The following is a 24,722-nucleotide window of genomic DNA, read 5'->3' on the forward strand; positions in this document are numbered from 1 at the left end:
TTAGAATGAAAGCAACTGGAATTGTACGTCGAATTGATGATTTAGGAAGGGTTGTTATCCCGAAAGAAATTCGCAGAACTCTCCGCATCCGGGAAGGTGACCCGTTAGAAATTTTTGTTGATCGTGATGGAGAAGTTATTTTAAAGAAATATTCTCCAATTAGTGAATTGGGTGATTTTTCTAAAGAATATGCAGATGCTTTGTATGATAGCTTAGGGCATAACGTACTTGTTTGTGACCGCGATTCAATTATCGCTGTTGCTGGCGTGTCAAAGAAAGAATACTTAAATAAAAGCGTTGGAGATTTAGTTGAGAAAGCAATGGAAGAACGCAAATCAGTTGTCATGACAGATGAAAGTGAAATTTCTATTATCGATGGAGTGGCTGAAAAGGTACAATCTTATACAATCGGTCCAATTATTGCAAATGGTGATCCGATTGGAGCTGTTATTATTTTTTCAAAAGAAGCAATCATTAGTGATGTAGAACATAAAGCTGTGGAAACAGCAGCGAGCTTTCTAGCAAAACAAATGGAACAATAAAGCGAAACTTCCATCAATGAGTGTTTTTCTCACTGATGGTTAGTTGAGCCAGTCGGGCTCTTACAGGCAGCTAAGCTTCATGATACACTGCAATGTACCGTGGAATCATATAAAAAAGGTAGCATTTTGCTACCTTTTTTATATGATCAAATTGAAAGTCGAAAGCTGTTTTTTTCTTTGTGATATAATACGTAGGATGAGTATAGAAAAAAGGGAGATTGCATGGTCATGGAGACGAAGAAGTACCACGCTTTTTGGCGCGGAGCGATTATATTAACAATTGCGAGCTTTGTTACAAAAGTATTAAGCGCATTTTACCGTATTCCATATCAAAATATAGCTGGTGATATTGGTTTTTATATTTATCAGCAAATTTACCCGTTTTACGGGTTTTGTTTAATTTTAGCGACATATGGTTTTCCAATCATTATTTCAAAAATGATTGCAGAACGTTTAGAGCGAGGAGAACGGAAAGAAGCAGAGTCCATTATATGTATTTCTTTTTGGTTTTTATTAGCTATTGGGATCATAGGATGTAGCGTATTGTTTTTTGGTGCACATACAATTGCATCTTTAATGGGAGATGCTAATTTGGAAAAGCTAATTTGCGTTATTGCATTTTCTTTTTTATTAATGCCATTTCTCTCGGTAGCACGAGGTTATTTTCAAGGGTTTGGAAATATGATACCAACAGCTGTATCACAGGTAATAGAACAAACGATTCGCGTATCCATTATCGTATTCTTATCATTATTCCTTATAAAAAAAGGGTTTGATTTATATACGGTGGGAGCAGGTGCTATGTTTGGCTCTATAGCAGGTAGTTTTATTGGTGTGATTGTATTGCTGTTTTATTTACGAAAGGACTTTTGTTCTATTTTTGTGCAAAGTTTTAAAGGGATTTCCAATAAAAAGGCCATTATTCATACGTTGTTTTGGCAAGGGATTGCGATTTGTGTTAGTAACTTAGTGTTAATTTTTATACAAATGGCTGATTCTATTTCACTTTATAGCTTACTTGTTCAGAATGGAGAGCCGGTAGAAATAGCAAAAACGTTAAAGGGGATATACGATCGCAGCATTCCTCTTATGCAGCTTGGGACGGTCGTAACAACATCGTTTTCACTTTCTTTAATTCCGATGATTTCGGCTGCAAAAGAGAGAGGAGATCAAGTGTTCATTCGCAAAAAAGTACAGCTAGCAATTAAAATTACATTTGTAATTGGGCTTGCTGCATCATTAGGACTCGCGAGTATTATTCGTCCAACAAATATTATGCTATTTGAAAATGGCGACGGCGCTACTACTCTGGGAATTTTATCCATTTCTATTCTGTTTAGTTCATTAGCAATTACAACGGCATCTATTTTGCAAGGATTAGGACAAACCATAAAACCAGCTTTGTTTGTTGTAATTGGTGCATGTGTGAAATTATTACTCAATTATATATTCACGCCGTATTTTGGTGTAATCGGTGCAGCGATTGCAACTGTAATTGCGTTGTTGTGTATTGCTATATTGAATAGCGTATTACTGATTCGAGTTGTTAATGAGCCACTTATACAGAAAAAACCTATTGTAGGTGTGACAATTGGAGCATTAAGTATGGTGTTAGTGCTTGCTGGATTTATGTACATGTTTGAGCGGTTTGGATTACAAGCTAACGAGGCGCATAGAGGATTGGCGGCGATTCAAGCGTTACTATGTGTCGGTGTTGGTGGTTTACTATACGCATTTTTAATTTTAAAGCTACAAGTATTTACAGCGCAGGAACTTGGGACGGTTGTGAAACATGAAAAAGTACAAACTTCGCTGAAAAAGAGTGGATAGAGGTGGGTTTTATGAAAAGAACAATTACGATTGTAGGATTAGGGGCTGGTGAGTTAGATCAGCTTACAATGGGTGTGTATCGAAAAGTGAAAGAAGCAGCACATATGTATGTTCGAACAAAAGAGCACCCAGTTATAGAGGAACTCGAGAAAGAAGGTGTATTATACACATCATTTGATGCTATATATGAAGCGTATGATACATTTGAAGAAGTGTATGAAACAATTTCTAACACATTGATTGAAAAAGCCAAGGAAGCTGATATTTTATATGCAGTTCCAGGTCATCCGCTTGTGGCAGAGCGTACTGTACAGCTTTTGCTTCAAAAAGGAGAAAAAGAGAATATTGATGTGCACATCGAGGGTGGGCAAAGCTTTTTAGACCCAATGTTTACAAGTTTGAAAATTGACCCAATTGAAGGGTTTCAGTTAATTGATGCGACATCATTTGAACGAGGACAATTAGAGCTTCGTCAGCACTTAATTTTCTGCCAAGTGTATGATGCATTTATTGCATCTGAGGTCAAACTAACATTAATGGAAATGCTTCCGGATGATTACGAAGTATGTATTGTGACTGCGGCAGGAACATCATTTGAACAAGTGAAGAGAGTACCGCTTTATTTATTGGATCATGAGGCGGAGCTTAATAATTTAACGAGTGTTTACGTGTCACCGGTGTTAAATCGACAATCATTGTATCAAGAATTTGCTGTATTACGTGATATTATTGCGGAGCTACGTGGACCAAACGGATGCCCGTGGGATAAAAAGCAAACGCACCAAACGTTAAAGAAATATTTAATTGAAGAAGCATATGAGGTATTAGAGGCTATCGATGAGGAAGATGACGATCATCTTATTGAAGAGCTTGGCGATGTGCTTTTGCAAGTTATGCTTCATGCACAAATTGGTGAAGATGAAGGTTGGTTCTCAATTGATGATGTCATTCGTACGCTATCTGAAAAAATGGTACGCCGTCATCCTCACGTATTCGGGGATGTTAGTGTAGAGACCGCTGATGATGTTGTTACGAATTGGGAAGAAATTAAGAAACAAGAAAAAGGAAATGTAAAAGAGTCTATCTTATCAGGTATTCCGAAAAGTCTACCTCAGTTAATGCGCGCTTATGAAATTCAAAAAGAAGCAGCAAAGGTTGGTTTTGACTGGGACAATATTAAGCCAATGATGGAAAAAGTAGATGAGGAATGGGAAGAATTTCAACGTGAAGTGACGGTTATGGATGAAGAGAAAATGCTAGCGGAATTTGGAGATTTAATATTTGCATTTGTGAATATTGCTCGCTATTATAAAATCAATCCGGAAGAAGCACTTCATAAAACAAACGAAAAATTTAGAAGCCGTTTTTTATATATGGAAGCAAAGGTTGCTAGTATGGAGAAGGAAATGAAAGATTTTTCTTTAAAAGAGCTTGATGCATTATGGGAAGAGGCAAAGCGAATAGAGAATGAATAAGGGGGAGTCGTTATGCGTTTAGATAAATTTTTAAAAGTGTCTCGTCTTATTAAAAGAAGAACATTAGCAAAAGAAGTTGCAGATCAAGGGCGAATTATGATTAATGGTCAAGCTGCGAAAGCAAGCTCAACTGTAAAGGTAGAAGATGAATTAACGATTCGTTTTGGTCAAAAAGTTGTTACGGTAAAAATTAATGAATTAAAAGAAACGACAAAAAAAGAGGATGCTGCCAACTTGTATACTGTTGTTCGCGAAGAGAAAGTTGAAGTAAAAGCGGAAGATAGCTTGTTCTAAATAATTTTGTCCCCTCATACATTGATACTAGTAAAAGTCATGGGGGGATGGACGTGAACAAAGGATATTCAATGTCGTCTTCTAATCAACAAAATGTTACTGTAGAACATGATATCGTAATGAGAGGAAGACGCGTTCTTGATATTACAGGAGTCAAGCAAGTAGAAAGTTTTGATAGTGAAGAATTTTTGTTAGAAACAGTCATGGGCTTTTTAACGATACGCGGTCAAAATCTACAAATGAAAAACCTTGATGTTGAAAAAGGGCTTGTATCCATTAAAGGGAAAATATATGAGATGGCTTACATTGACGAGCATCAAGGGGAGAAAGCTAAAGGGTTCTTTAGCAAGTTGTTTAAATGAGCTTAACGGTTCAATTATATACAATGCTTTCAATGATTGGGATGGGCGCTTCGCTTGGAGCAGCTTTAGATACATATCATCGTTTTCTGAAGCGCGGGGAGCGAAAGCGTTGGCTCGTATTTATTTATGATATTTTATTTTGGATTGTCCAAGCTCTTGTTGTGTTTTATGTATTGTTACTTGTAAATGAAGCAGAGTTACGTATGTATGTATTTTTAGCATTACTTTGTGGTTTTGCAGCATATCAAAGTTTGTTAAAGTCATTGTATATGAAAGTATTAAACCTTTTGATTTACATTTTTGTTCAAACATTTTATTTTTGTGTTCGTGTTGTCCAATTATTTATTGTTAAGCCAATTACGATTTTGATTCATTTAATTATAGTATTTGTGCTATTTTTATTTCGTCTTTTCGTTGGAATTGGAACCAGTTTATGGAAAGTTATTATAGCGATATTACGTTTAGTATGGAAAATTATTTTCATCCCTGTTCGATTTGTTTGTCTTGTTATATGGAAACTTCTCCCTAACCGTGTTAAAATTTTTATAAAGAGACAAGCAGGAGTTTTGAAATATTTCAAGAAAATGAAGAAGCATATATTCCTAATTTGGGAACTTATAACAAAGAAGTTAGGGGGACCTCGAAAATGAGGGAACTGAAGCAAAAGTATGTACTAGAACAGAATCCAAAGCCTGTTAAAGAACATATAATACAATCGAACGAAAGTAGAAGGCGCATTTATCGTCGATTAGCTTTATTTTTTGCAGTTGCTTTTATAGTTATTGTAAGTATCAGTGTGACGTTCTATAAACAAAATAGTGCGATTAACGCTCAAGAAGCAAAAGTAAAAGAGCTGGAAAAAGAAACAGATGTGTTAACGACGAAAGGAAAACAGTTGCAAGATGAAACCCAAAAATTACATGATGAGGGTTATGTTTTAGAGATTGCTAGAAGAGATTATTACTTTTCAAAGCCTGGGGAGATAATCTTTCCCATTTCTAAGTAGTAGATGTTGTATTGACACTATATTTTAAGATTATATATAATGAAGTAAAATTTGGCTTTTTAACCACTAAGGAGGAGCGTTTTTTTTATGTCAATTGAGGTAGGCAGCAAGTTACAAGGTAAAGTAACAGGTATTACGAATTTTGGGGCTTTTGTAGAGCTGCCAGAAGGATTAACTGGTCTTGTTCATATTAGTGAAGTTGCAGATAATTATGTGAAAGATATTAATGATCACTTAAAAGTAGGCGATCAAGTAGAAGTAAAAGTTATTAACGTTGAGAAAGACGGTAAAATTGGTTTATCTATTAAAAAAGCAAAAGAACGTGAAAAAACAGAAGGTGAACAACGTGATAATCAACGCGATAATCAACGCGCTGGACGTCCTGGGCGTAATCGTTCTTTTAACAGAGATAATCGCGGTGGCGGTGACAACCGTAACCAAAAAGAAACATTTGAGCAAAAGATGGCTCGCTTTTTAAAAGACAGTGAAGATCGTTTAACTTCTTTAAAGCGTAATACGGAGTCAAAACGTGGCGGCCGTGGCGCTCGTCGCGGGTAAAACTTGCTGTTTATTTTAAAATAAAGAGAAGCACCCAGAGTGTTCACTCAGGGTGCTTTTTTTATGGTGAAAACAGCATATAGAAAAAACAATAAAAAATATTTAAAAACATATTGACTTTGAATGCTATTTAAGATAATATACTAATTGTCCGTTAAATACGACATGGCGGTGTAGCTCAGCTGGCTAGAGCGTACGGTTCATACCCGTGAGGTCGGGGGTTCGATCCCCTCCGCCGCTATATATTTTAACGGCCCGTTGGTCAAGTGGTTAAGACACCGCCCTTTCACGGCGGTAACACGGGTTCGAATCCCGTACGGGTCATCATTGAAAAGATCATGCATAATTTGCATGATCTTTTTTTGTTCCATTATTTGTGGGCAGTTATCCCGATTGATGAAAAAATGATGGGAGTTTCGTTTTATCCCGCATTAACGGGCAGTAATACTCCCACCTCAAAATTCGGCGAAAGCATTGTCCAGCTCTAGCGGCTAGAATCTCCGGCCGTTTCGCCCCCTCGGACGAGGCAAAAAGCGCCTCTCTGTCAGGGGCTCTAACGTCCTGCAATTTTGAACGAGCCGCTTCCGCTTTTCTTAAGAAGTTAGGTGGGAGATAAACTGCCCGTAAAAGCCCGATTGGTTCAACTAATAATCAGTGGGGGATGAAGAAAACCCCCACTGATTAAAGTTTCACTTTATGTTAAGGATTTGTAAAGTTATGCGCTTCTTCTACAAAAACAACTAATATTTTTTGAATATTCAATAATCCGTTAAGGGATTTACGTGTAACTCTGTATATATATGATGTTATTTTGTATAAAAAGTCGAACAATTATTGTGCTGCCAACTGTTATTTTGACAAAAACTCCGCGAAGTACATTTTATAATTACAAGTAATAAAATGTGCAGGTGGTGTTCAAATATGCCAAGAGCAGGAAGGAATACTGTCAATCCGAATTCTAGTGCGCTTGCTATAGGTCGTGGGCAAATGACAGCTGAAAAGTGGACAAGCAAATTGAGGATGAAATTGGAACAAATTTTCTTTCGTTGGGGATTTGTGGTTGCGTTAGTTGGTTTTCTTTTAGGACGAGCATATATTTTAACGAACATTTTACCTTTTGCTTTGCCGTTTTTCGCTGCTGTATATGTGATGAAACGCGATAAGATGGCCCTTGCATTCCTCGCTGTAATGGCAGGTGCGTTTTCGGTTTCATTAGAAAATCTATTCTTTGCCTTTGCATCTATATTTACATTCTTCATCTATAATATTTTCTTTAGTCGTTTTACAAAAAAGACGATTGGACTTGTCCCGTTCCAAGTATTTATTTCCGCATTAACAGCTCATCTTATCGTTGTTTATTTCGCACAAGGAACCATTGGTATGTATGATTTGCTTGTTAGTACAATTGAAGCGGGGTTAAGCTTCGTATTAACAATGATTTTTTTGCAAAGTGTCCCCCTTCTAATAGAACGAAAAGGAAAACAACAATCATTAGAAACAGAAGAAATTGTTTGCTTAATTATATTGCTAGCATCTGTATTAACGGGTACAACAGATTGGTTTGTTTATGATTTATCGGTTCAGCATATTTTTACGAGATATTTAGTATTAGTGTTTGCGTTTGTGGCGGGGGCGGCAACAGGTTCTACTGTGGGTGTTGTAACGGGTTTGATTTTAAGTTTAGCAAATGTAGCGAGTTTATATCAATTAAGTTTACTGGCGTTTTCTGGATTGTTAGGCGGCTTACTAAAAGAAGGGAAACGAATAGGGGTAAGTTTAGGTTTATTAATTGGGACAAGTTTAATTACGTTATATGTAGATAAACAAACAAGTATTGTAATGGCGCTATTAGAGTCGGTTGTGGCGATTACATTGTTTTTATTAACACCTAAATTCATCATTGAACTTCTTTCTAAGTATATGCCAGGAACACAAGAACATTCTAATGATCAACAACAATATTTAAGAAGAATGCGTGATGTAACGGCAAATAAAATTAATCAGTTTGCAAATGTGTTTGAAGCATTGTCTAATAGCTTTTCTATATATGGATATGTAGAACATGAGGATACGGATACGGAGACGGATTTGTTTTTAAGTACAATTACCGCTAAGACATGTCAGACGTGCTTTAAGAAGGATCAGTGTTGGGTTGTGAATTTTGATAAAACGTACGATTATATGAAGCAACTTATGAACGAAACAGAGGAAGGTACATTGCAAAGTAATCGTAAATTGCTCCGTGATTTTGAAAAATACTGTGTGAGAGGAACGAAAGTAACAGGTTTAATAGAAGATGAATTAGGGCATTTTTATGAAGGACAGAAGTTAAGGAAGCAAATGCGGGATAATCGTAGAATTGTTGCTGAACAACTTATGGGTGTTTCGAAAGTAATGGCAGATTTCTCAAAAGAAATTCAAAAGGAAAGAGAGAATCACCAAGTACAAGAAGAACAAATTTTACAGGCATTTCGTGATTTTGGCGTAGAGATTGAACATGTTGATATTTATTGTTTAGATCGAGGGAACATAGATATTGAAATGATGATTCCTGCTGCATGTAATCAGCACGGGGAATGTGAAAAGCTCATTGCTCCGATGCTGTCTGATATTTTACACGAGACAGTTGTTGTGAAACATGAAGAGCAATCAGCGTATCCGAATGGTTATAGCACAGTATCTTTTGGTTCAGCTAAAACATTTTCTGTAGATACAGGCCTTGCTACGGCGGCTAAAGGAGGGGGATTTGTATCTGGTGACTCCTATGCCATGATGGAATTAAGTGTGGGGAAATATGCGCTTGCTATTAGTGATGGGATGGGGAATGGAAGACGGGCACATATGGAAAGCAAAGAGACGGTGAAGCTGTTGCAAAAAATATTGCAATCAGGTATTGATGAGGAAATTGCAATTAAATCGATTAACTCAATTCTCTCGCTGCGGACAACGGAAGAAATGTTTACAACATTAGATTTAGCGATGATTGATTTGCGTGATGCAAATGCTAAGTTTTTAAAGATTGGTTCTACGCCAAGTTTTGTAAAGCGTGGTAATCAGGTATTTAAAATAGAAGCGAGTAATTTACCAATGGGGATTATTGAAGACTTTGAAGTAGATGTTGTTGGTGAACAATTAAAATCTGGTGATATTTTAATCATGATGAGCGATGGAATTTTTGAAGGTGCAAAACATGTAGAGAATCATGAAGTGTGGATGAAACGGAAGATTAAAGAATTAGAAACGGAAGATCCACAAGAGATTGCTGATATTATTATGGAGGATGTCATTCGTACTGATAATGGATATATCAATGATGACATGACAATAGTTGTAGCAAAAGTAAAAAAGAATATGCCAAAATGGGCTACGATTCCTATTGTTAGCAAACAGGCGCAATAAAGTGAAACTTCCATCATCAAGGGAGTTTCATTCTCCCTTGATAAAAATTATGGATAGTTATTTCCTACGTGTATCTTTTCGTTTCTTATAATTTTGAGAGGTGAAAACATTAGTAGTTTACTGTTTTTTGATTGAAAAGAGAAAAGTATCAGGGCCCAGGGATATACCTGAGGCCTGTTTGTTATATATGTATGTTTACTTTTGTTTATTTCTGCATGTAAAGAAAAAATTCATATGTAAGATAAATTGTGAAATTTATACATCTTTGTTTTGCAGAAAGCTTGTAAAAGTTGTACCATTATATCAAGGTATGCTATCGTTTTAGCCCAATGAAAGGTGATCGCAGCATTGAAAGATGAATTTGTTAAAAAGGTAGATGCTTTTGTAGAAAGGCATAATTTATTAGAAGCGCATTCTACGGTTGTTGTTGGTGTATCAGGAGGACCTGATTCTTTAGCGCTTTTCTTCTATTTGTTAGAGGTGCGTGAAGAGAAAAAATTGCAAATTGTAGTAGCTCATGTTGACCATATGTTTCGCGGTGAGGAATCACAGGAAGATTTACAATTTGTAAAAGATTTGTGCGAAAATCTTAATGTTATCTGTGAAACAATACAAATTGATGTGACGCAGTATCAAAAACAAAATCAAATGAGTGCACAAGTTGCAGCGAGAGAATGTCGATATGCATTTTTGGAAAGAATAATGAGGAAATATAATGCACAGTATGTAGCCCTTGGCCATCATGGCGATGATCAAATTGAGACAGTTTTAATGCGTCTTGTGCGTGGAAGTACTTCGAAAGGCTATGCTGGAATTCTTGCGAAACGCGCTTTCGATAAAGGCTTTTTGATTCGGCCTTTGCTAGCAGTAACGAAAGAAGAGATTCTTGATTATTGTAAGAGAAAGGATGTTATCCCTCGTATTGACCCTAGTAATACAAAAGAAACCTATACACGGAATCGATTACGGAAACATGTTCTTCCTCATTTAAAACAGGAGAATCCAAATGTTCATGAGCGTTTTCAAGCTTTTAGTAAGTTTATGCACGAGGATGAAGTGTATTTGCAGGAATTGGCTTTCGAAAAAATGAATAAAGTAATTAAGGAAAAAGACACAAAAAGAGTGGTCTTATCAATTCCTGCATTTGAATCTATGCCTATACCTTTACAAAGGAGAGGGATTCAACTAATATTAAACTATCTTTATGAATATAAAATTCCATCTTCGCTTTCTTCTGTACATATTGACAAGGTGATTGAGTTTTTCAAACGAACTCATCCTTCTGGTGTGCTTCACTTTCCCGGTGGATTAGAGGTCGTTCGTACATACGAAGAATGTGGTTTTCGGTTTAGGGAAGAAAAAAATGCTTTCCTCCCTCATGTTTTACAAGTGCCAGGAAAGGTGACATTAGTAAATGGTGATGAGTTTGTAGTAGAGATTAGCGATTGTGTACCTAGTATGATGAATGAGATGATGTTTGTTGCAAAGTATAATGGAATAACATCTCCACTTATTGTTCGTTCGAGGGAAGATGGCGATCGAATGTCACTCCAAGGCATGAATGGTACGAAGAAGGTAAAGTCTATTTTTATCGAGGCAAAAGTACCGAAGGAAAAAAGAGCAGACTGGCCAATTGTTTGTGATGCGAGTGGGAATATTATTTGGATTCCATTGTTGAAACGATCTGCATTTGCTATTTCGCAAGAAACAGTAGATAAGGACACATATATTATTATTCATTACAAAAGCAAGGAGTCTTCCAGGAGGATAATGAAATGATGAATCAAGATATTGAAAAAGTATTAATTTCTGAAGAGCAAATACAAGAAAAAGTAAGAGAATTAGGTGCAATTCTTGCAGAGGATTATAAAAACACAGTACCTCTTGCAATCGGTGTACTAAAAGGTGCAATGCCATTTATGGCAGACTTATTAAAGCGAACAGATACATATCTTGAAATGGATTTTATGGCTGTATCTAGCTACGGTCATTCTACTGTTTCAACTGGTGAAGTAAAAATTTTAAAAGACCTAGATACTTCTGTAGAGGGACGCGACATTTTAATCGTAGAAGATATTATCGACAGCGGTCTTACATTAAGCTACTTAGTAGACTTATTTAAATATCGTAAAGCAAAATCTGTGAAGATTGTAACGTTATTAGATAAGCCAACTGGCCGAAAGGTTGAGCTTAAAGCAGACTATGTTGGGTTTACTGTTCCACACGAATTTGTTGTGGGGTATGGGTTAGACTATAAGGAACAATATCGTAACCTTCCTTATGTTGGTGTATTAAAACCGAGCGTATATTCCAATTAATAATATTAAGCATTAGAATTGGATAGGAAAGTTTTTCTATGTTACTATTTACTATTATAGTTTGTATGCTGTGAGAGGAGGTTAGGGATGAATCGGATGTTCCGTAATACCATCTTTTATTTACTTATATTTGTGGCGGTAATTGGTATTGTGAGCTGGTTTAATGGTTCAACGAAAAACATAACGCCAATTAGCTACGATAAATTCATTGCTAAACTTGACAAGGGTGAGGTTCGTAATGTACAACTTCAACCAAAAAATGGTGTATTCGAAGTAAAAGGACAATATGCTGATAAACAGTTTGTAACTTATGCACCTAACACTGAAGAATTACAGAAGAAAATTAATGACAAAGCACAAGGTACAGAAGTGAAATATCAACCAGCAGAAGAAACAAGTGCTTGGGTAACATTCTTCACTTCCATCATTCCTTTTGTAATTATCTTCATTTTATTCTTCTTTCTACTTAACCAAGCGCAAGGCGGCGGTAGCCGTGTTATGAACTTCGGTAAAAGTAAAGCGAAGTTATACAATGATGATAAGAAAAAGGTTCGTTTTAGAGACGTAGCTGGAGCGGATGAAGAAAAGCAAGAGCTTGTTGAGGTTGTAGAATTCTTAAAAGACCCTCGTAAGTTTGCGGAGATCGGTGCTCGTATTCCAAAGGGTGTTTTATTAGTTGGACCTCCAGGGACAGGTAAAACATTACTCGCACGTGCTGTTGCAGGTGAGGCTGGCGTTCCGTTCTTCTCTATTAGTGGTTCTGACTTTGTAGAGATGTTCGTCGGTGTCGGTGCTTCTCGCGTACGTGACTTATTTGAAAATGCAAAGAAAAACGCACCTTGTATCATTTTCATTGATGAAATTGATGCGGTAGGTCGTCAGCGTGGAGCAGGGCTTGGTGGTGGCCACGATGAGCGTGAGCAAACACTAAACCAATTGCTTGTAGAAATGGATGGTTTCGGAGCAAATGAAGGTATTATTATCATTGCTGCAACAAACCGACCTGATATTCTTGACCCAGCGTTATTACGTCCAGGGCGCTTTGACCGTCAAATTACAGTCGATCGTCCAGATGTAAATGGTCGTGAGGCAGTGCTTAAAGTACATGCGCGCAATAAACCGTTAGATGAAAATGTTAATTTACGTGCTATTGCAACGCGTACACCAGGGTTCTCTGGTGCTGATCTTGAAAACTTATTAAATGAAGCGGCTCTTGTAGCGGCGAGACAAGATAAGAAGAAGATCGATATGAGTGATATTGATGAAGCAACGGATCGCGTTATTGCGGGTCCAGCTAAGAAAAGTCGTGTTATCTCTGAGAAAGAACGTAATATCGTTGCATTCCATGAAGCAGGACATACTGTAATTGGGGTAGTACTTGATGAAGCAGATGTTGTTCATAAAGTAACAATTGTGCCGCGCGGTCAAGCTGGTGGATATGCAGTAATGCTTCCAAAAGAAGATCGTTACTTTATGACAAAGCCAGAATTGCTTGATAAAATTACGGGTCTACTTGGTGGACGAGTGGCTGAAGAAGTTGTATTTGGCGAAGTAAGTACAGGAGCTCATAATGATTTCCAACGTGCGACTGGAATAGCTAGACGCATGGTAACTGAGTTTGGTATGAGTGATAAGCTTGGACCAATGCAATTTGGTAGCTCACAAGGCGGTCAAGTGTTCTTGGGAAGAGATTTCCATTCCGAGCAAAACTATAGTGATGCAATTGCACACGAAATTGATGTGGAAATGCAAAACATTATGAAAGAATGTTATGCTCGTGCAAAACAAATTCTTACTGAAAAACGTGATAAGCTTGATATTATCGCAAAAACGTTACTTGAAGTGGAAACGTTAGATGCAGAGCAAATCAATCATTTATATGAACACGGTACATTACCGGAGCGTAAAACATCTTCTGAAAATGATATAAAGGTAAATATCACAATGAAAAAAGAAGATGAAGCGTCAGAAAATAAAGAAGAACCGAAGGAGTGACAATTGTCGCTCCTTTTTTTCTTTGTGATATAACAGGACTTAAACATTGAAAAAAGGAAATAGATTTTTGTAAAATGATGAGGATAGGAAAGCTGAACATGTGTATAAGTATGGTATGATGAGTTTACAAAGTGAAACTTTAATCAGTGGGGGGGTCTTTATCCCCCTACTGATTATTAGTTGAACCAATCGGGCTTTTACGGGCAGTTTATCTCCCACATAACTTCTTTGCTTTTGCCGAATTCTGAGGTGGGAGTATTACTGCCCGCGAATAGCGGGATAAATTCTGTACATATTGCGCAAATATACATTAAATAAGATAAGTGGTGAGAATATGATTTTCGTATTGGATGTAGGGAATACAAATGCAGTACTTGGTGTGTTTGAAAATGGTAAACTTCTTCAGCATTGGCGTATGGAAACAGATCGTTATAAAACAGAAGATGAATATGGTATGCTCGTAAAACAATTACTTGAACATGAAGGAATTGCTTTTCATGATATAAAAGGAATTATTATTTCTTCAGTTGTACCGCCTATTATGTTTGCTTTAGAGCGTATGTGCGAGAAATATTTTAAAATTAAACCTCTTGTAGTTGGACCTGGGATTAAAACTGGTTTAAATATTAAGTATGAAAATCCACGTGAAGTGGGAGCTGATCGTATTGTAAATGCGGTAGCTGGTATTCAGTTATATGGAAGTCCTCTTATTATTGTCGACTTCGGGACGGCAACTACATATTGTTATATTAATGAGAATAAGCATTATATGGGTGGAGTAATTACACCTGGTATTATGATTTCAGCAGAAGCATTATATAGTAGAGCAGCGAAACTTCCGCGTATTGAAATTACAAGACCGAGTAGTATCATTGGAAAGAATACAGTAAGTGCGATGCAAGCGGGTATTTTATATGGCTATGTTGGACAAGTAGAAGGTATTGTAAAGCGAATGAAAGAAGAAGCTAAACAAGAACCAACTGTTATTGCAACAGGTGGATTAGCAAAATTAATTGCAGAGGAATCGAACGTTATCGATATTGTCGATCCATTTTTGACGCTTAAAGGTCTATATATGTTATATGAGCGTAATGCCAATCTACAATATGAGAAAGGTGAATAAATGAAAATGAAAGATCATTTAGTAAAGGCGTTAGCGTTTAACGGAGAAGTTCGCGCTTATAGTGTACGCACAACAAATACGGTGAGCGAAGCACAAAGACGTCATGATACGTGGAGAACTGCTTCTGCGGCACTAGGCCGTTCTTTAACAGCGGGTACAATGATGGGTGCAATGCTTAAAGGGGATCAGAAACTTACGATTAAGATAGAGGGTAATGGTCCTCTTGGCCCAATTTTAGTAGATGCACATGCGAATGGGGATGTACGTGGTTATGTAACGAATCCGCATGTTGATTTTGAAGCGACAGAGCAAGGAAAACTGCGTGTCTATCAAGCTGTAGGGACGGAAGGGTTTTTAACAATTATTAAAGATATTGGTATGCGTGAGCCGTTTATTGGTCAAGTTCCACTTGTTTCAGGCGAGTTAGGGGAAGATTTCACGTATTATTTTGCTGCTTCTGAGCAAACACCTTCTTCTGTTGGTGTTGGAGTTCTTGTTAATGGTGACGATAGTATTTTAGCTGCAGGTGGATTTATTTTGCAAATTATGCCTGATGCACAAGAAGAGACAATTTCAGTTCTTGAAGAGCGCCTGCAAAAAATTCCGCCGGTTTCTAAGCTTATTGAACAAGGTCTAACTCCAGAAGAACTACTATATGAGTTGCTAGGAAAGGAAAATGTAAAAATTTTAGAGACAATGGATGTACAATTTAATTGTACATGTTCTCGTGAGCGTATTGAAGGCGTATTAATAAGCTTAGGGAAAACCGAATTAACGCAAGTACGTGATGAAGAAGAAGAGACAGAAGTACATTGTCATTTTTGTAATGAACGATATAACTTTTCTAAAGAAGATATAACAAAACTAATAGAAGGTTTGTAAGGAAGAAAAAGGTTATTTGTCTATTTTTAATCATCTAAATAGATTGACAAATAACCTCCTTTTTGACAAAATGTACATAAATCCAATGAAAATACTCGGTGTTAGGAGTGACGGAGATGCGAGTGGCACAATCAATTTCGGAATTAATCGGAAAAACGCCAATTGTTAAATTAAACCGCATTGTAGAAGAGGATAGTGCAGATATTTATTTAAAACTAGAGTTCATGAATCCTGGGAGCAGTGTAAAAGATCGTATTGCCTTAGCGATGATTGAAGTTGCTGAGAAACAAGGATCATTAAAAGAAGGCGATACGATTATTGAGCCGACAAGTGGAAACACAGGGATTGGTTTAGCGATGGTAGCGGCGGCAAAAGGGTATAAAGCAATTTTAGTTATGCCGGAAACAATGAGTATTGAACGTCGCAACTTATTGCGTGCCTATGGGGCGGAATTAGTGTTAACGCCAGGATCAGAAGGAATGGGCGGGGCAATTCGCAAGGCAACAGAGTTATCGAAAGAACATGGATACTTTATGCCGCAACAATTCCAAAATGACGCAAATCCAGAAATTCATCGTTTAACTACAGGTCCGGAAATTGTTGAGCAGATGGGTGATCAATTAGATGCATTCATTTCAGGTGTTGGTACAGGTGGAACAATTACGGGTGCTGGTGAAGTATTAAAAGAGAAGTATAAAGATATTAAAATTTATGCAGTAGAGCCTGCTGATTCTCCGGTATTATCGGGTGGAAAACCAGGTTCTCATAAAATTCAAGGTATCGGTGCTGGATTTGTTCCCGAAACGTTAGATACAGATGTATACGATGAAGTTATTCAAGTAAAAGCAGAACAAGCATTTGAATATGCAAGAAGAGTAGCGCGCGAAGAAGGAGTTTTAGTTGGTATTTCATCCGGAGCAGTCATTTATGCGGCGACAGAAGTTGCAAAAAAACTTGGAAAAGGCAAGAAAGTACTTGTTATCATTCCAAGTAATGGTGAGCGTTATTTAAGTACACCACTTTATCAGTTTGAATCATAAGTTTAACATATGGAAAGCATTCCTCAAAAAAGGGATGCTTTTTCTTTTTCCGTTTGGAAATAGGAAAAGAGTGAACGACTAGAAAACTTCATGTAAAATAAGTGTTAGTTGAACAAAATCGGGTTTCTGTGGACGGTTCAATGTTTTTAACCGATTGTTAGAACAGGATAAAATAAGACGAGGTGTTTATATGCAGCGACGAAAATCTTTAGCTATTTCAGTTCCATATCAGTTAGACTTTTTTAAACAGTATAAGTTCCTTTCGCAAAACAAACCTCATCATATCATTTTAGAAAGTGGCCGCGGGGGGCGTTATAGTATTGTTGGGCTTGACCCTGTAGCAATTGTTCGTGGGAAAGATGAAACACTACATACATGGGAAAATGGAGAGGAAACAATAGAAAAGGGGAATCCATTGCACCTAATGCAAAAGTATATGGAGCAATGGAAAACGGAACATAATGATGCATACCCACCGTTTCAAGGTGGTGCAATTGGCTATTTCAGTTATGACTGTATCCGCTATATTGAGAAAATACCTTCTCTTGCAGAAGATGATGTAAATGTACCAGATATATTTTTCTTATTGTTTGATGATGTATTTGTTTATGATCAGAAAGATCAAATGTTATGGATTATTACGCATTATACAAATGATGAGAAGCAAGCGAAGTGGCACTTAAATGAATTAAAAGAGCTTTGGTTACAAGATGTGCCAGAAGTGACAATGAAGTTTATTCGACCTGATATAAATAAAGAAGCAGTTTCTTTTACAGAAACAGGGTTTGTTGAAGCTGTTGAGCGAATTCAGGATTATATTAGCGCAGGAGATGTATTTCAAGTGAACTTGTCTACAAGACAAGAAAAAACATTGCAAACGCATCCGCTGGAAGTTTATACGAAGCTTCGTGAAATTAATCCTTCCCCATACATGGGTTATTTAGAACTTGGAGATTTTCAAATTGTAAGTGCTTCACCAGAGTTATTAATTAAAAAGCAAGGTAATGAAGTAAGTACACGTCCGATTGCAGGTACACGCTCTCGTGGGAAAGATGAACAAGAAGATCAAAAGCTTGCAAAAGAGTTAATTGAAAATGAAAAAGAGCGTGCAGAACACGTTATGCTTGTTGATTTAGAGAGAAATGATTTAGGGCGTGTTTGTGAGTATGGAACAGTAGAAGTGGATGAATTTATGGTAATTGAAAAATATTCCCACGTTATGCACATTGTTTCAAATGTACGCGGGGAATTACAGCAAGGAAAAGATGCTTTTGATGGTGTGAAGGCTGTATTTCCGGGTGGGACGATTACCGGAGCGCCGAAAATTCGTACGATGGAAATTATTGAAGAGCTAGAACCAGTTCGCCGTGGTATTTATACAGGTTCAATTGGTTGGATTAGCTATTCAGGGGACATGGAATTAAATATTGTCATTCGCACGTTACTTGCGAAAGATGGACAAGCGTATGTACAGGCAGGAGCGGGAATTGTTATTGATTCTAATCCGAAAAATGAGTATAAAGAGTCGTTAAAGAAAGCAATAGCATTGTGGCGTGCGAAAGAAAGTAGCGAAGAAACGGTTAGGTGAGAGAAATGATATTAATGATTGATAATTATGATTCCTTTACGTTTAATTTAGTGCAATTTCTTGGAGAGCTAGGACAAGAACTTATCGTCAAGCGTAACGATGAAATTACAATTGAAGATATTGAAAAAATGCAGCCTGATTTCTTAATGATTTCCCCTGGGCCGTGTAGTCCAAATGAAGCAGGAATCAGTATGGATGTGATTCGTTATTTTGCAGGGGGAATTCCGATTTTTGGTGTTTGTTTAGGACATCAATCGATCGCTCAAGTATTTGGGGGGGATGTTGTTCGTGCGGAGCGTTTGATGCATGGGAAAACGTCTTTAATGCATCATGATGAGAAAACAATCTTTGCTAATATTCCAAATCCATTTACAGCAACGCGTTACCATTCTCTAATTGTAAAAAAAGAAACATTACCAGAGTGCTTGGAAGTAACATCTTGGACAGAGGAAGGAGAAATTATGGCGCTTCGTCATAAAACATTACCGATTGAAGGTGTACAATTCCATCCCGAATCTATTATGACTTCCCATGGTAAGGAATTGCTGCAAAACTTCATTCGTCATTACAGCCGGAGTACTTTTGTATGTTAATTTATGTGAGCGGTTCATTTGTAGAGGCGAGTGAAGCTAAAATTTCTCCTTATGATCATGGATATTTATATGGTCTTGGTGTCTTTGAAACGTTCCGTATTTACAACGGGCACCCTTTCTTACTAGATGATCATTATGAGCGGCTTATGACCGCTCTTTCGTCATTACATATTGCATGGGAAATGACAAAAGAAGATGTAAAAAGCATTTTAAAAGAGTTGATGGTAAGAAATCATTTGCAAAATGCGTATGTTCGTTTTAACGTGTCTGCAGGTAGTGGGGAGATTGGCTTGCAGACAGATCTTTATGAAGAGCCCTCTGTTATTGTTTTTATAAAACCTTTATCGACGCCTAGTGATGTAGTAGAAAAAGAAGGGGTTATTTTAAGACAAACGCGTAATACGCCAGAAGGAGAGTTTCGTTTAAAGTCACATCATTATTTAAATAATATTTTGGGGAAACGTGAGATAGGGAATACAACTTCGAAAGAAGGGATTTTTCTTACAAAAGAAGGGAATGTTGCGGAAGGGATTGTTTCGAACCTCTTTTTTGTGAAAAATAACATATTGTATACACCATCACTACAAACGGGCATTTTAAATGGGATTACTCGTGCTTTTGTACTAGCAGCTGCTGAAACGTTAGGGCTCAAGGTAAGAGAGGGGTTATTCTTACAAGAAGAGTTACTAGCAGCTGATGAAGTGTTTGTTACAAATTCTATTCAGGAAATTGTCCCAATTTGGTGCATTGGAGAAGCGCATTTTCCAGGTAAAGAAGGTTTAATTACAAATAGGCTTTTGCGTGTATATGAAATGTATCGTGAAAAGCTTTGGAGCCGAAATGAATTGTTGAGAGGAGATGTCTAACGTGCAATGCGGTAAATATACATTGAACTTAAATGAAAAGACGTTCATTATGGGAATTTTGAATGCTACACCTGATTCATTCTCTGATGGTGGTAATTATAATGAACTGGAAGCAGCTGTCCGTCATGCGAAAGAGATGGTAATGAACGGCGCGCATATTATTGATATTGGCGGAGAGTCTACTCGCCCTGGTTTTGCTAAAGTCTCAGAAGAAGAAGAATTACAACGTGTTGTACCAATAATTCAAGTTGTATCGCAAGCGGTAGATGTTCCTATATCTATTGATACGTACAAAGCAGAGGTTGCAAAGCAAGCTATTGAAGCTGGCGCGCATATTATTAATGATATTTGGGGAGCGAAAGCAGAACCGAAAATTGCAAAAGTAGCGGCGCATTACGATGTACCGATTATTCTAATGCATAACCGTGAGAATACAAATTATCGAAATCTGATGGCGGATATGATTGCTGATTTGTATGAAAGTATTACAATTGCGAAACGTGCAGGTGTACGTGATGAGAATATTATTTTAGATCCAGGTATAGGGTTTGCAAAAACATTTGAGCAAAATTTAGAAGTAATGCGAAATCTAGAGCAGTTGAAAGTATTAGGATATCCACTTCTTCTTGGAACCTCTCGAAAATCATTTATTGGTCATGCGTTAGATTTGCCAGTAGAAGAACGCTTAGAAGGAACTGGTGCGACCGTTTGTCTTGGTATTCAAAAAGGTTGTGAAATTGTACGCGTTCATGATGTGAAAGAGATGTCCCGCATGGCGAAGATGATGGACGCTATGTTAAGGGGGTAAATAGTTTGGATAAAATTTTTGTTCATGATATGGAGTTTTACGGTTATCATGGTGTATTTCCTGAAGAAAATAAATTAGGGCAGCGATTTAAAGTGGATTTAACTGTAGAGCTAGATTTAAAGCGGGCGGGAATGAGTGATAACTTAGAGCATTCCGTGAATTACGGAGAGTTATATGAGTTATGTAGATGTGTTGTAGAAGAGAAAACGTATAAGCTTGTGGAAAGTATTGCAGAAAATATTGCAGCGGATATATTAGAACGTTACGATTGTATTATGAATTGTATTGTAAAAGTTATTAAACCAGATCCGCCAATTCCAGGACATTACCGTGCGGTGGCGGTTGAGATTGAGAGAGGGCGCTCATGAATAATGTAGTTTATATTGCTTTAGGTTCGAATATGGGTGAGCGCTATATGTATTTATCACAAGCGATAGAGCTGTTGGGTGCGCATCCAGCTATTGAAATTGAGGATGTATCATCTGTTTATGAAACAGATCCGGTTGGGTTTACAGAACAAGACTGTTTTTTAAATTTAGTTATAAAAATTTCTACCAATTTATTGCCTCAAGAATTATTGATGGTGACACAAAAGGTGGAGAATGAGCTAGGAAGAAAAAGGGAAATCAAATGGGGACCTCGTACCATTGACCTTGACATTTTGCTTTATAATCACGAAAATATTGAAGCAGAGAATCTTATTGTTCCGCATCCGCGGATGTTTGAAAGAGCTTTTGTTATCGTTCCGTTGATGGAGATTAATCAAGAAATTAACCGAAACATTTCACGTTCACAAGTAGACGAAATGAAAAGGCGAGAGGGAGTAACGGTATGGAAGCAGAAAAATGGGGAAGACGCATTCGCGCTTTTCGTAAATTAAAGGGCTATACACAAGAAGGATTCGCGAAAGAATTAGGGGTATCTGTATCGGTTTTAGGTGAAGTTGAGAGAGGGAATCGAGTTCCGTCTCGGGATTTTATTGTAGAGGTTGCAAAGACGTTAAACGTTTCAATAGAAGAATTAATGCCGAAGTAGGGATCGTGAAGGGAGGCAATCAAGTGTTAAAGATTGCAAACATTGAAATGAAAAATCCGGTTGTACTAGCGCCGATGGCAGGAGTGTGTAACTCTGCGTTCCGTTTAACGGTAAAAGAATTTGGTGCAGGATTAGTATGTGCGGAAATGGTAAGTGATAAGGCGATTTTATTTAACAATCAAAAAACGTTAGATATGCTATATATTGATGAGAGAGAGAAGCCATTAAGTTTGCAAATTTTCGGCGGGGAAAAAGAAACACTTGTAGAAGCTGCAAAATATGTAGATAAAAATACAACAGCGGATATTATCGATATTAATATGGGCTGCCCGGTGCCGAAAATCACAAAATGTGATGCGGGTGCAAAGTGGTTACTTGATCCGAATAAAGTGTACGAAATGGTAGCGGCGGTAGTAGATGCAGTTGAGAAGCCGGTAACAGTAAAAATGCGTATCGGCTGGGATGAAGATCACATTTTTGCGATTGAAAACGCTCAGGCAGTTGAGCGCGCGGGTGGTCAGGCTGTTGTCGTTCACGGTCGTACTCGTGTTCAAATGTATGAAGGGAAAGCGGACTGGAATATTATTAAGCAAGTAAAACAAGCTGTTAATATTCCTGTTATCGGAAATGGTGATGTAGAAACGCCGCAAGATGCTAAACGTATGCTTGATGAAATTGGTGTAGATGGTGTAATGATTGGTCGTGCAGCGCTTGGTGATCCATGGATGATTTACCGTACGGTAAAATATTTAGAGACTGGTGAATTAATGCCGGAGCCATCTGTACGTGAAAAAATTGACGTATGTATGTTGCATTTAGATCGTCTTATTGATTTAAAAAATGAAGACGTCGCCGTTCGAGAAATGCGCAAACATGCGGCTTGGTACTTAAAGGGTGTTCGCGGTAATGCGAAGGTGCGCAATGAAATTAACGGTTGTAATACACGTGTGGATCTTGCTTCTTTATTGATGGCGTTTGTAGAAGAGGTAGAAGCGAAACAAAAATCTATTCAGGTTGGATAATAGTAAGAGATAGAAGGAGTGTTTGACATTCCCGTTTTTACTACCTATAATTACGTCTAAGAAATAAGAACTGCCAGCGTGTTGCTGGCAGTTTTTCTAGTTGGATAGAAAATGATATACTGTATATATTGTAAATTTTAATAGAGCTGGAGTGATATCAATACCATGGATAACATGAACCACGGAGAATTAAATGACCAATTGCTCGTTCGTCGCGAGAAGCTACATAACTTACGTGAACAAGGAATCGATCCATTTGGTAAACGTTTTGAGCGTACGCATTCAACGAAAGAATTATTAAACTTGTATGGAGAACTTTCTAAAGAAGAATTAGAAGAGAAAGAAATTGCTATTTCGATTGCCGGTCGTATTATGACAAAGCGCGGTAAAGGAAAAGCAGGCTTTGCACATATTCAAGATTTACATGGCCAAGTTCAAATTTACGTTCGTAAAGATACGGTTGGTGATGAGCAGTATGAACTATTTAATACAGCTGATTTAGGTGACTTAGTAGGAATTGAAGGGAAAGTATTTAAAACAAAAGTTGGAGAACTTTCGGTTAAAGCAACTAGTTTTACTTTATTAACAAAATCTCTTCGTCCACTTCCTGATAAATACCATGGATTAAAAGATGTTGAACAACGTTATCGTCAACGCTATTTAGATTTAATTACGAGTATGGAAAGTCGTGAAACGTTTGTAACTCGTAGTAAAATCATTCGTGAGATGAGAAGATATTTAGATAACAACGGTTATTTAGAAGTAGAAACACCGATGTTGCATGCGATTGCAGGCGGAGCATCTGCGCGTCCGTTTATTACACATCATAATGCGTTAGATATGGAATTCTATATGCGTATTGCAATTGAGCTACATTTAAAACGCCTAATTGTGGGTGGATTAGAGAAAGTGTACGAAATTGGTCGTGTATTCCGTAATGAAGGTGTATCAACTCGCCATAATCCTGAATTTACGATGATTGAATTATATGAAGCATATGCAGATTATAAGGATATTATGAAGCTAACGGAAAACATGGTTGCTCATATTGCGAAAGAGGTTTTAGGTACAACAACAGTTCAATATGGTGAATATGAAATTAATTTAGAGCCAGAGTGGACAAGGCTTCACATGGTAGATGCAATTAAAGAATATTCAGGAGCAGACTTCTGGAAACCGATGAGTGTAGAAGAAGCTCGTGCGTTAGCGAAGGAACATGGTGTAGAAATTAAAGATACAATGGAAGTTGGTCATATTATTAATGAGTTCTTCGAGCAAAAAGTAGAAGAACATTTAATTCAACCTACATTTATTTATGGTCATCCGGTGGAAATTTCTCCCCTTGCGAAAAAGAATGAAGAAGATCCACGCTTTACAGATCGTTTTGAGTTATTTATTGTCGCTCGTGAACATGCGAATGCATTTACAGAATTAAATGATCCAATCGATCAAAAAGAACGTTTCGAAGCGCAGTTAAAAGAGCGTGAACAAGGTAACGATGAAGCGCACATGATGGATGATGATTATATTGAAGCGCTTGAGTATGGTATGCCTCCTACAGGTGGATTAGGAATCGGTATTGATCGTCTTGTTATGTTATTAACGAATGCGCCGTCTATTCGTGACATATTATTATTCCCGGCAATGAGACATAAACAAGACTAAGCTTTGGAGTTTTCTCCAAAGCTTTTCTTTTTATACTATTTTATAAGGTGAAAAAAATATAAAAAAACTATTGCATTTTAATTTATGAACTGGTATATTTATATTCGTTGTCACGAACGGCAACGAGGTTAACAACTTGGAAATGAAAAAAGTTGTTGACAGAGAAAAAACAAAATGTTATATTATTAAGGTCGCTTCGAGCGGCAGATGAGTTCTTTGAAAACTGAACGAAACAAACAACGTGAAACGTCAATTTTTATTTATGATGCTAGACAAACACTTTATTGGAGAGTTTGATCCTGGCTCAGGATGAACGCTGGC

At 37.3% G+C, this 24,722-nt stretch carries 24 protein-coding genes and 2 tRNA genes; all 26 read left to right on the plus strand.

Going from position 1 to position 24,722, the window contains the following annotated elements; genetic code table 11:
• Window positions 1-5: 5 nt before the first annotated feature.
• The 26 genes from spoVT (at window position 6) to lysS (ending at window position 24,401) form a co-directional block, all read left to right on the plus strand.
• Window positions 6-542: a stage V sporulation protein T gene (gene spoVT, locus MR076_RS22420; protein ID WP_242224277.1), complete on the plus strand. Its 537-nt coding sequence runs from the start codon at window positions 6-8 to the stop codon at window positions 540-542.
• Window positions 543-770: 228 nt separating this feature from the next.
• Entirely contained in the window at window positions 771-2,372 is a 1,602-nt protein-coding gene (locus tag MR076_RS22425) for a putative polysaccharide biosynthesis protein (RefSeq protein ID WP_242224279.1), read from the plus strand.
• An 11-nt stretch (window positions 2,373-2,383) separates the two neighbouring features.
• Entirely contained in the window at window positions 2,384-3,847 is a 1,464-nt protein-coding gene (yabN, locus tag MR076_RS22430; protein ID WP_242224288.1) for a bifunctional methyltransferase/pyrophosphohydrolase YabN, read from the plus strand.
• 12 nt (window positions 3,848-3,859) lie between these two features.
• A complete protein-coding gene (locus MR076_RS22435) occupies window positions 3,860-4,141 on the plus strand; it encodes an RNA-binding S4 domain-containing protein (RefSeq protein WP_090918134.1) in 282 nt (93 codons plus the stop codon).
• 71 nt (window positions 4,142-4,212) lie between these two features.
• Window positions 4,213-4,503: a sporulation protein YabP gene (gene yabP, locus MR076_RS22440; protein ID WP_371261891.1), complete on the plus strand. Its 291-nt coding sequence runs from the start codon at window positions 4,213-4,215 to the stop codon at window positions 4,501-4,503.
• Window positions 4,500-5,153: a spore cortex biosynthesis protein YabQ gene (yabQ, locus tag MR076_RS22445; protein ID WP_242224290.1), complete on the plus strand. Its 654-nt coding sequence runs from the start codon at window positions 4,500-4,502 to the stop codon at window positions 5,151-5,153. Before yabP ends, yabQ begins: the two co-directional genes overlap by 4 nt.
• The gene (locus tag MR076_RS22450) at window positions 5,150-5,509 is read left to right on the plus strand and encodes an FtsB family cell division protein (RefSeq protein WP_242224292.1); all 360 of its coding nucleotides are present in this window, start codon (window positions 5,150-5,152) and stop codon (window positions 5,507-5,509) included. The genes yabQ and MR076_RS22450 overlap by 4 nt, the downstream gene beginning before the upstream one ends.
• Window positions 5,510-5,596: 87 nt before the next feature.
• The gene (locus tag MR076_RS22455; RefSeq protein WP_242224295.1) at window positions 5,597-6,067 is read left to right on the plus strand and encodes a S1 domain-containing RNA-binding protein; all 471 of its coding nucleotides are present in this window, start codon (window positions 5,597-5,599) and stop codon (window positions 6,065-6,067) included.
• A 167-nt stretch (window positions 6,068-6,234) separates the two neighbouring features.
• A tRNA-Met gene (locus tag MR076_RS22460) sits at window positions 6,235-6,308 on the plus strand.
• A gap of 11 nt (window positions 6,309-6,319) precedes the next feature.
• Window positions 6,320-6,391 (plus strand) — tRNA-Glu (locus MR076_RS22465).
• 597 nt (window positions 6,392-6,988) lie between these two features.
• Window positions 6,989-9,466: a stage II sporulation protein E gene (gene spoIIE, locus MR076_RS22470; protein ID WP_242224297.1), complete on the plus strand. Its 2,478-nt coding sequence runs from the start codon at window positions 6,989-6,991 to the stop codon at window positions 9,464-9,466.
• Between the two features lie 348 nt (window positions 9,467-9,814).
• A complete protein-coding gene (gene tilS / locus MR076_RS22475) occupies window positions 9,815-11,245 on the plus strand; it encodes a tRNA lysidine(34) synthetase TilS (protein WP_242224298.1) in 1,431 nt (476 codons plus the stop codon).
• Window positions 11,242-11,784 (plus strand): hypoxanthine phosphoribosyltransferase, encoded by a 543-nt coding sequence (gene hpt / locus MR076_RS22480; RefSeq protein ID WP_242224300.1) that lies wholly within the window; start codon window positions 11,242-11,244, stop codon window positions 11,782-11,784. Before tilS ends, hpt begins: the two co-directional genes overlap by 4 nt.
• 87 nt (window positions 11,785-11,871) lie before the next feature.
• Window positions 11,872-13,779, plus strand: coding sequence for an ATP-dependent zinc metalloprotease FtsH (ftsH, locus tag MR076_RS22485; protein WP_242224302.1), 1,908 nt, complete (start codon window positions 11,872-11,874; stop codon window positions 13,777-13,779).
• Between the two features lie 334 nt (window positions 13,780-14,113).
• On the plus strand, window positions 14,114-14,902 hold the full coding sequence (locus tag MR076_RS22490; protein WP_242224304.1) for a type III pantothenate kinase: 789 nt from the start codon (window positions 14,114-14,116) through the stop codon (window positions 14,900-14,902).
• 6 nt (window positions 14,903-14,908) lie between these two features.
• Window positions 14,909-15,784, plus strand: a complete 876-nt coding sequence (gene hslO, locus MR076_RS22495) for an Hsp33 family molecular chaperone HslO (RefSeq protein ID WP_242224308.1) — start codon at window positions 14,909-14,911, stop codon at window positions 15,782-15,784.
• A 116-nt stretch (window positions 15,785-15,900) separates the two neighbouring features.
• Window positions 15,901-16,824, plus strand: a complete 924-nt coding sequence (gene cysK / locus MR076_RS22500; protein WP_242224309.1) for a cysteine synthase A — start codon at window positions 15,901-15,903, stop codon at window positions 16,822-16,824.
• A gap of 190 nt (window positions 16,825-17,014) precedes the next feature.
• A complete protein-coding gene (trpE, locus tag MR076_RS22505; RefSeq protein WP_242224311.1) occupies window positions 17,015-18,412 on the plus strand; it encodes an anthranilate synthase component I in 1,398 nt (465 codons plus the stop codon).
• Between the two features lie 5 nt (window positions 18,413-18,417).
• On the plus strand, window positions 18,418-19,005 hold the full coding sequence (gene pabA / locus MR076_RS22510; protein WP_242224313.1) for an aminodeoxychorismate/anthranilate synthase component II: 588 nt from the start codon (window positions 18,418-18,420) through the stop codon (window positions 19,003-19,005).
• Window positions 18,999-19,871: an aminodeoxychorismate lyase gene (pabC, locus tag MR076_RS22515; protein ID WP_242224315.1), complete on the plus strand. Its 873-nt coding sequence runs from the start codon at window positions 18,999-19,001 to the stop codon at window positions 19,869-19,871. The genes pabA and pabC overlap by 7 nt, the downstream gene beginning before the upstream one ends.
• Window positions 19,864-20,679: a dihydropteroate synthase gene (folP, locus tag MR076_RS22520; protein WP_242224317.1), complete on the plus strand. Its 816-nt coding sequence runs from the start codon at window positions 19,864-19,866 to the stop codon at window positions 20,677-20,679. Before pabC ends, folP begins: the two co-directional genes overlap by 8 nt.
• A gap of 5 nt (window positions 20,680-20,684) precedes the next feature.
• Entirely contained in the window at window positions 20,685-21,047 is a 363-nt protein-coding gene (folB, locus tag MR076_RS22525; RefSeq protein ID WP_020062127.1) for a dihydroneopterin aldolase, read from the plus strand.
• Window positions 21,044-21,559 carry a 2-amino-4-hydroxy-6-hydroxymethyldihydropteridine diphosphokinase gene (folK, locus tag MR076_RS22530; protein ID WP_242224319.1) on the plus strand — a complete coding sequence of 172 codons (516 nt, stop codon included), beginning with the start codon at window positions 21,044-21,046 and terminating at the stop codon, window positions 21,557-21,559. Before folB ends, folK begins: the two co-directional genes overlap by 4 nt.
• A complete protein-coding gene (locus tag MR076_RS22535; RefSeq protein WP_242224327.1) occupies window positions 21,511-21,714 on the plus strand; it encodes a helix-turn-helix domain-containing protein in 204 nt (67 codons plus the stop codon). Before folK ends, MR076_RS22535 begins: the two co-directional genes overlap by 49 nt.
• A 23-nt stretch (window positions 21,715-21,737) precedes the next feature.
• Window positions 21,738-22,736, plus strand: a complete 999-nt coding sequence (gene dusB / locus MR076_RS22540) for a tRNA dihydrouridine synthase DusB (protein ID WP_242224328.1) — start codon at window positions 21,738-21,740, stop codon at window positions 22,734-22,736.
• Window positions 22,737-22,901: 165 nt separating this feature from the next.
• A complete protein-coding gene (gene lysS / locus MR076_RS22545) occupies window positions 22,902-24,401 on the plus strand; it encodes a lysine--tRNA ligase (protein ID WP_242224330.1) in 1,500 nt (499 codons plus the stop codon).
• Window positions 24,402-24,722: the final 321 nt, after the last annotated feature.

The sequence above is a fragment of the Bacillus cereus group sp. BfR-BA-01380 genome (genome assembly GCF_022663535.1).
GTDB classification, from domain to species: Bacteria; Bacillota; Bacilli; order Bacillales; family Bacillaceae_G; genus Bacillus_A; species Bacillus_A cereus_BB.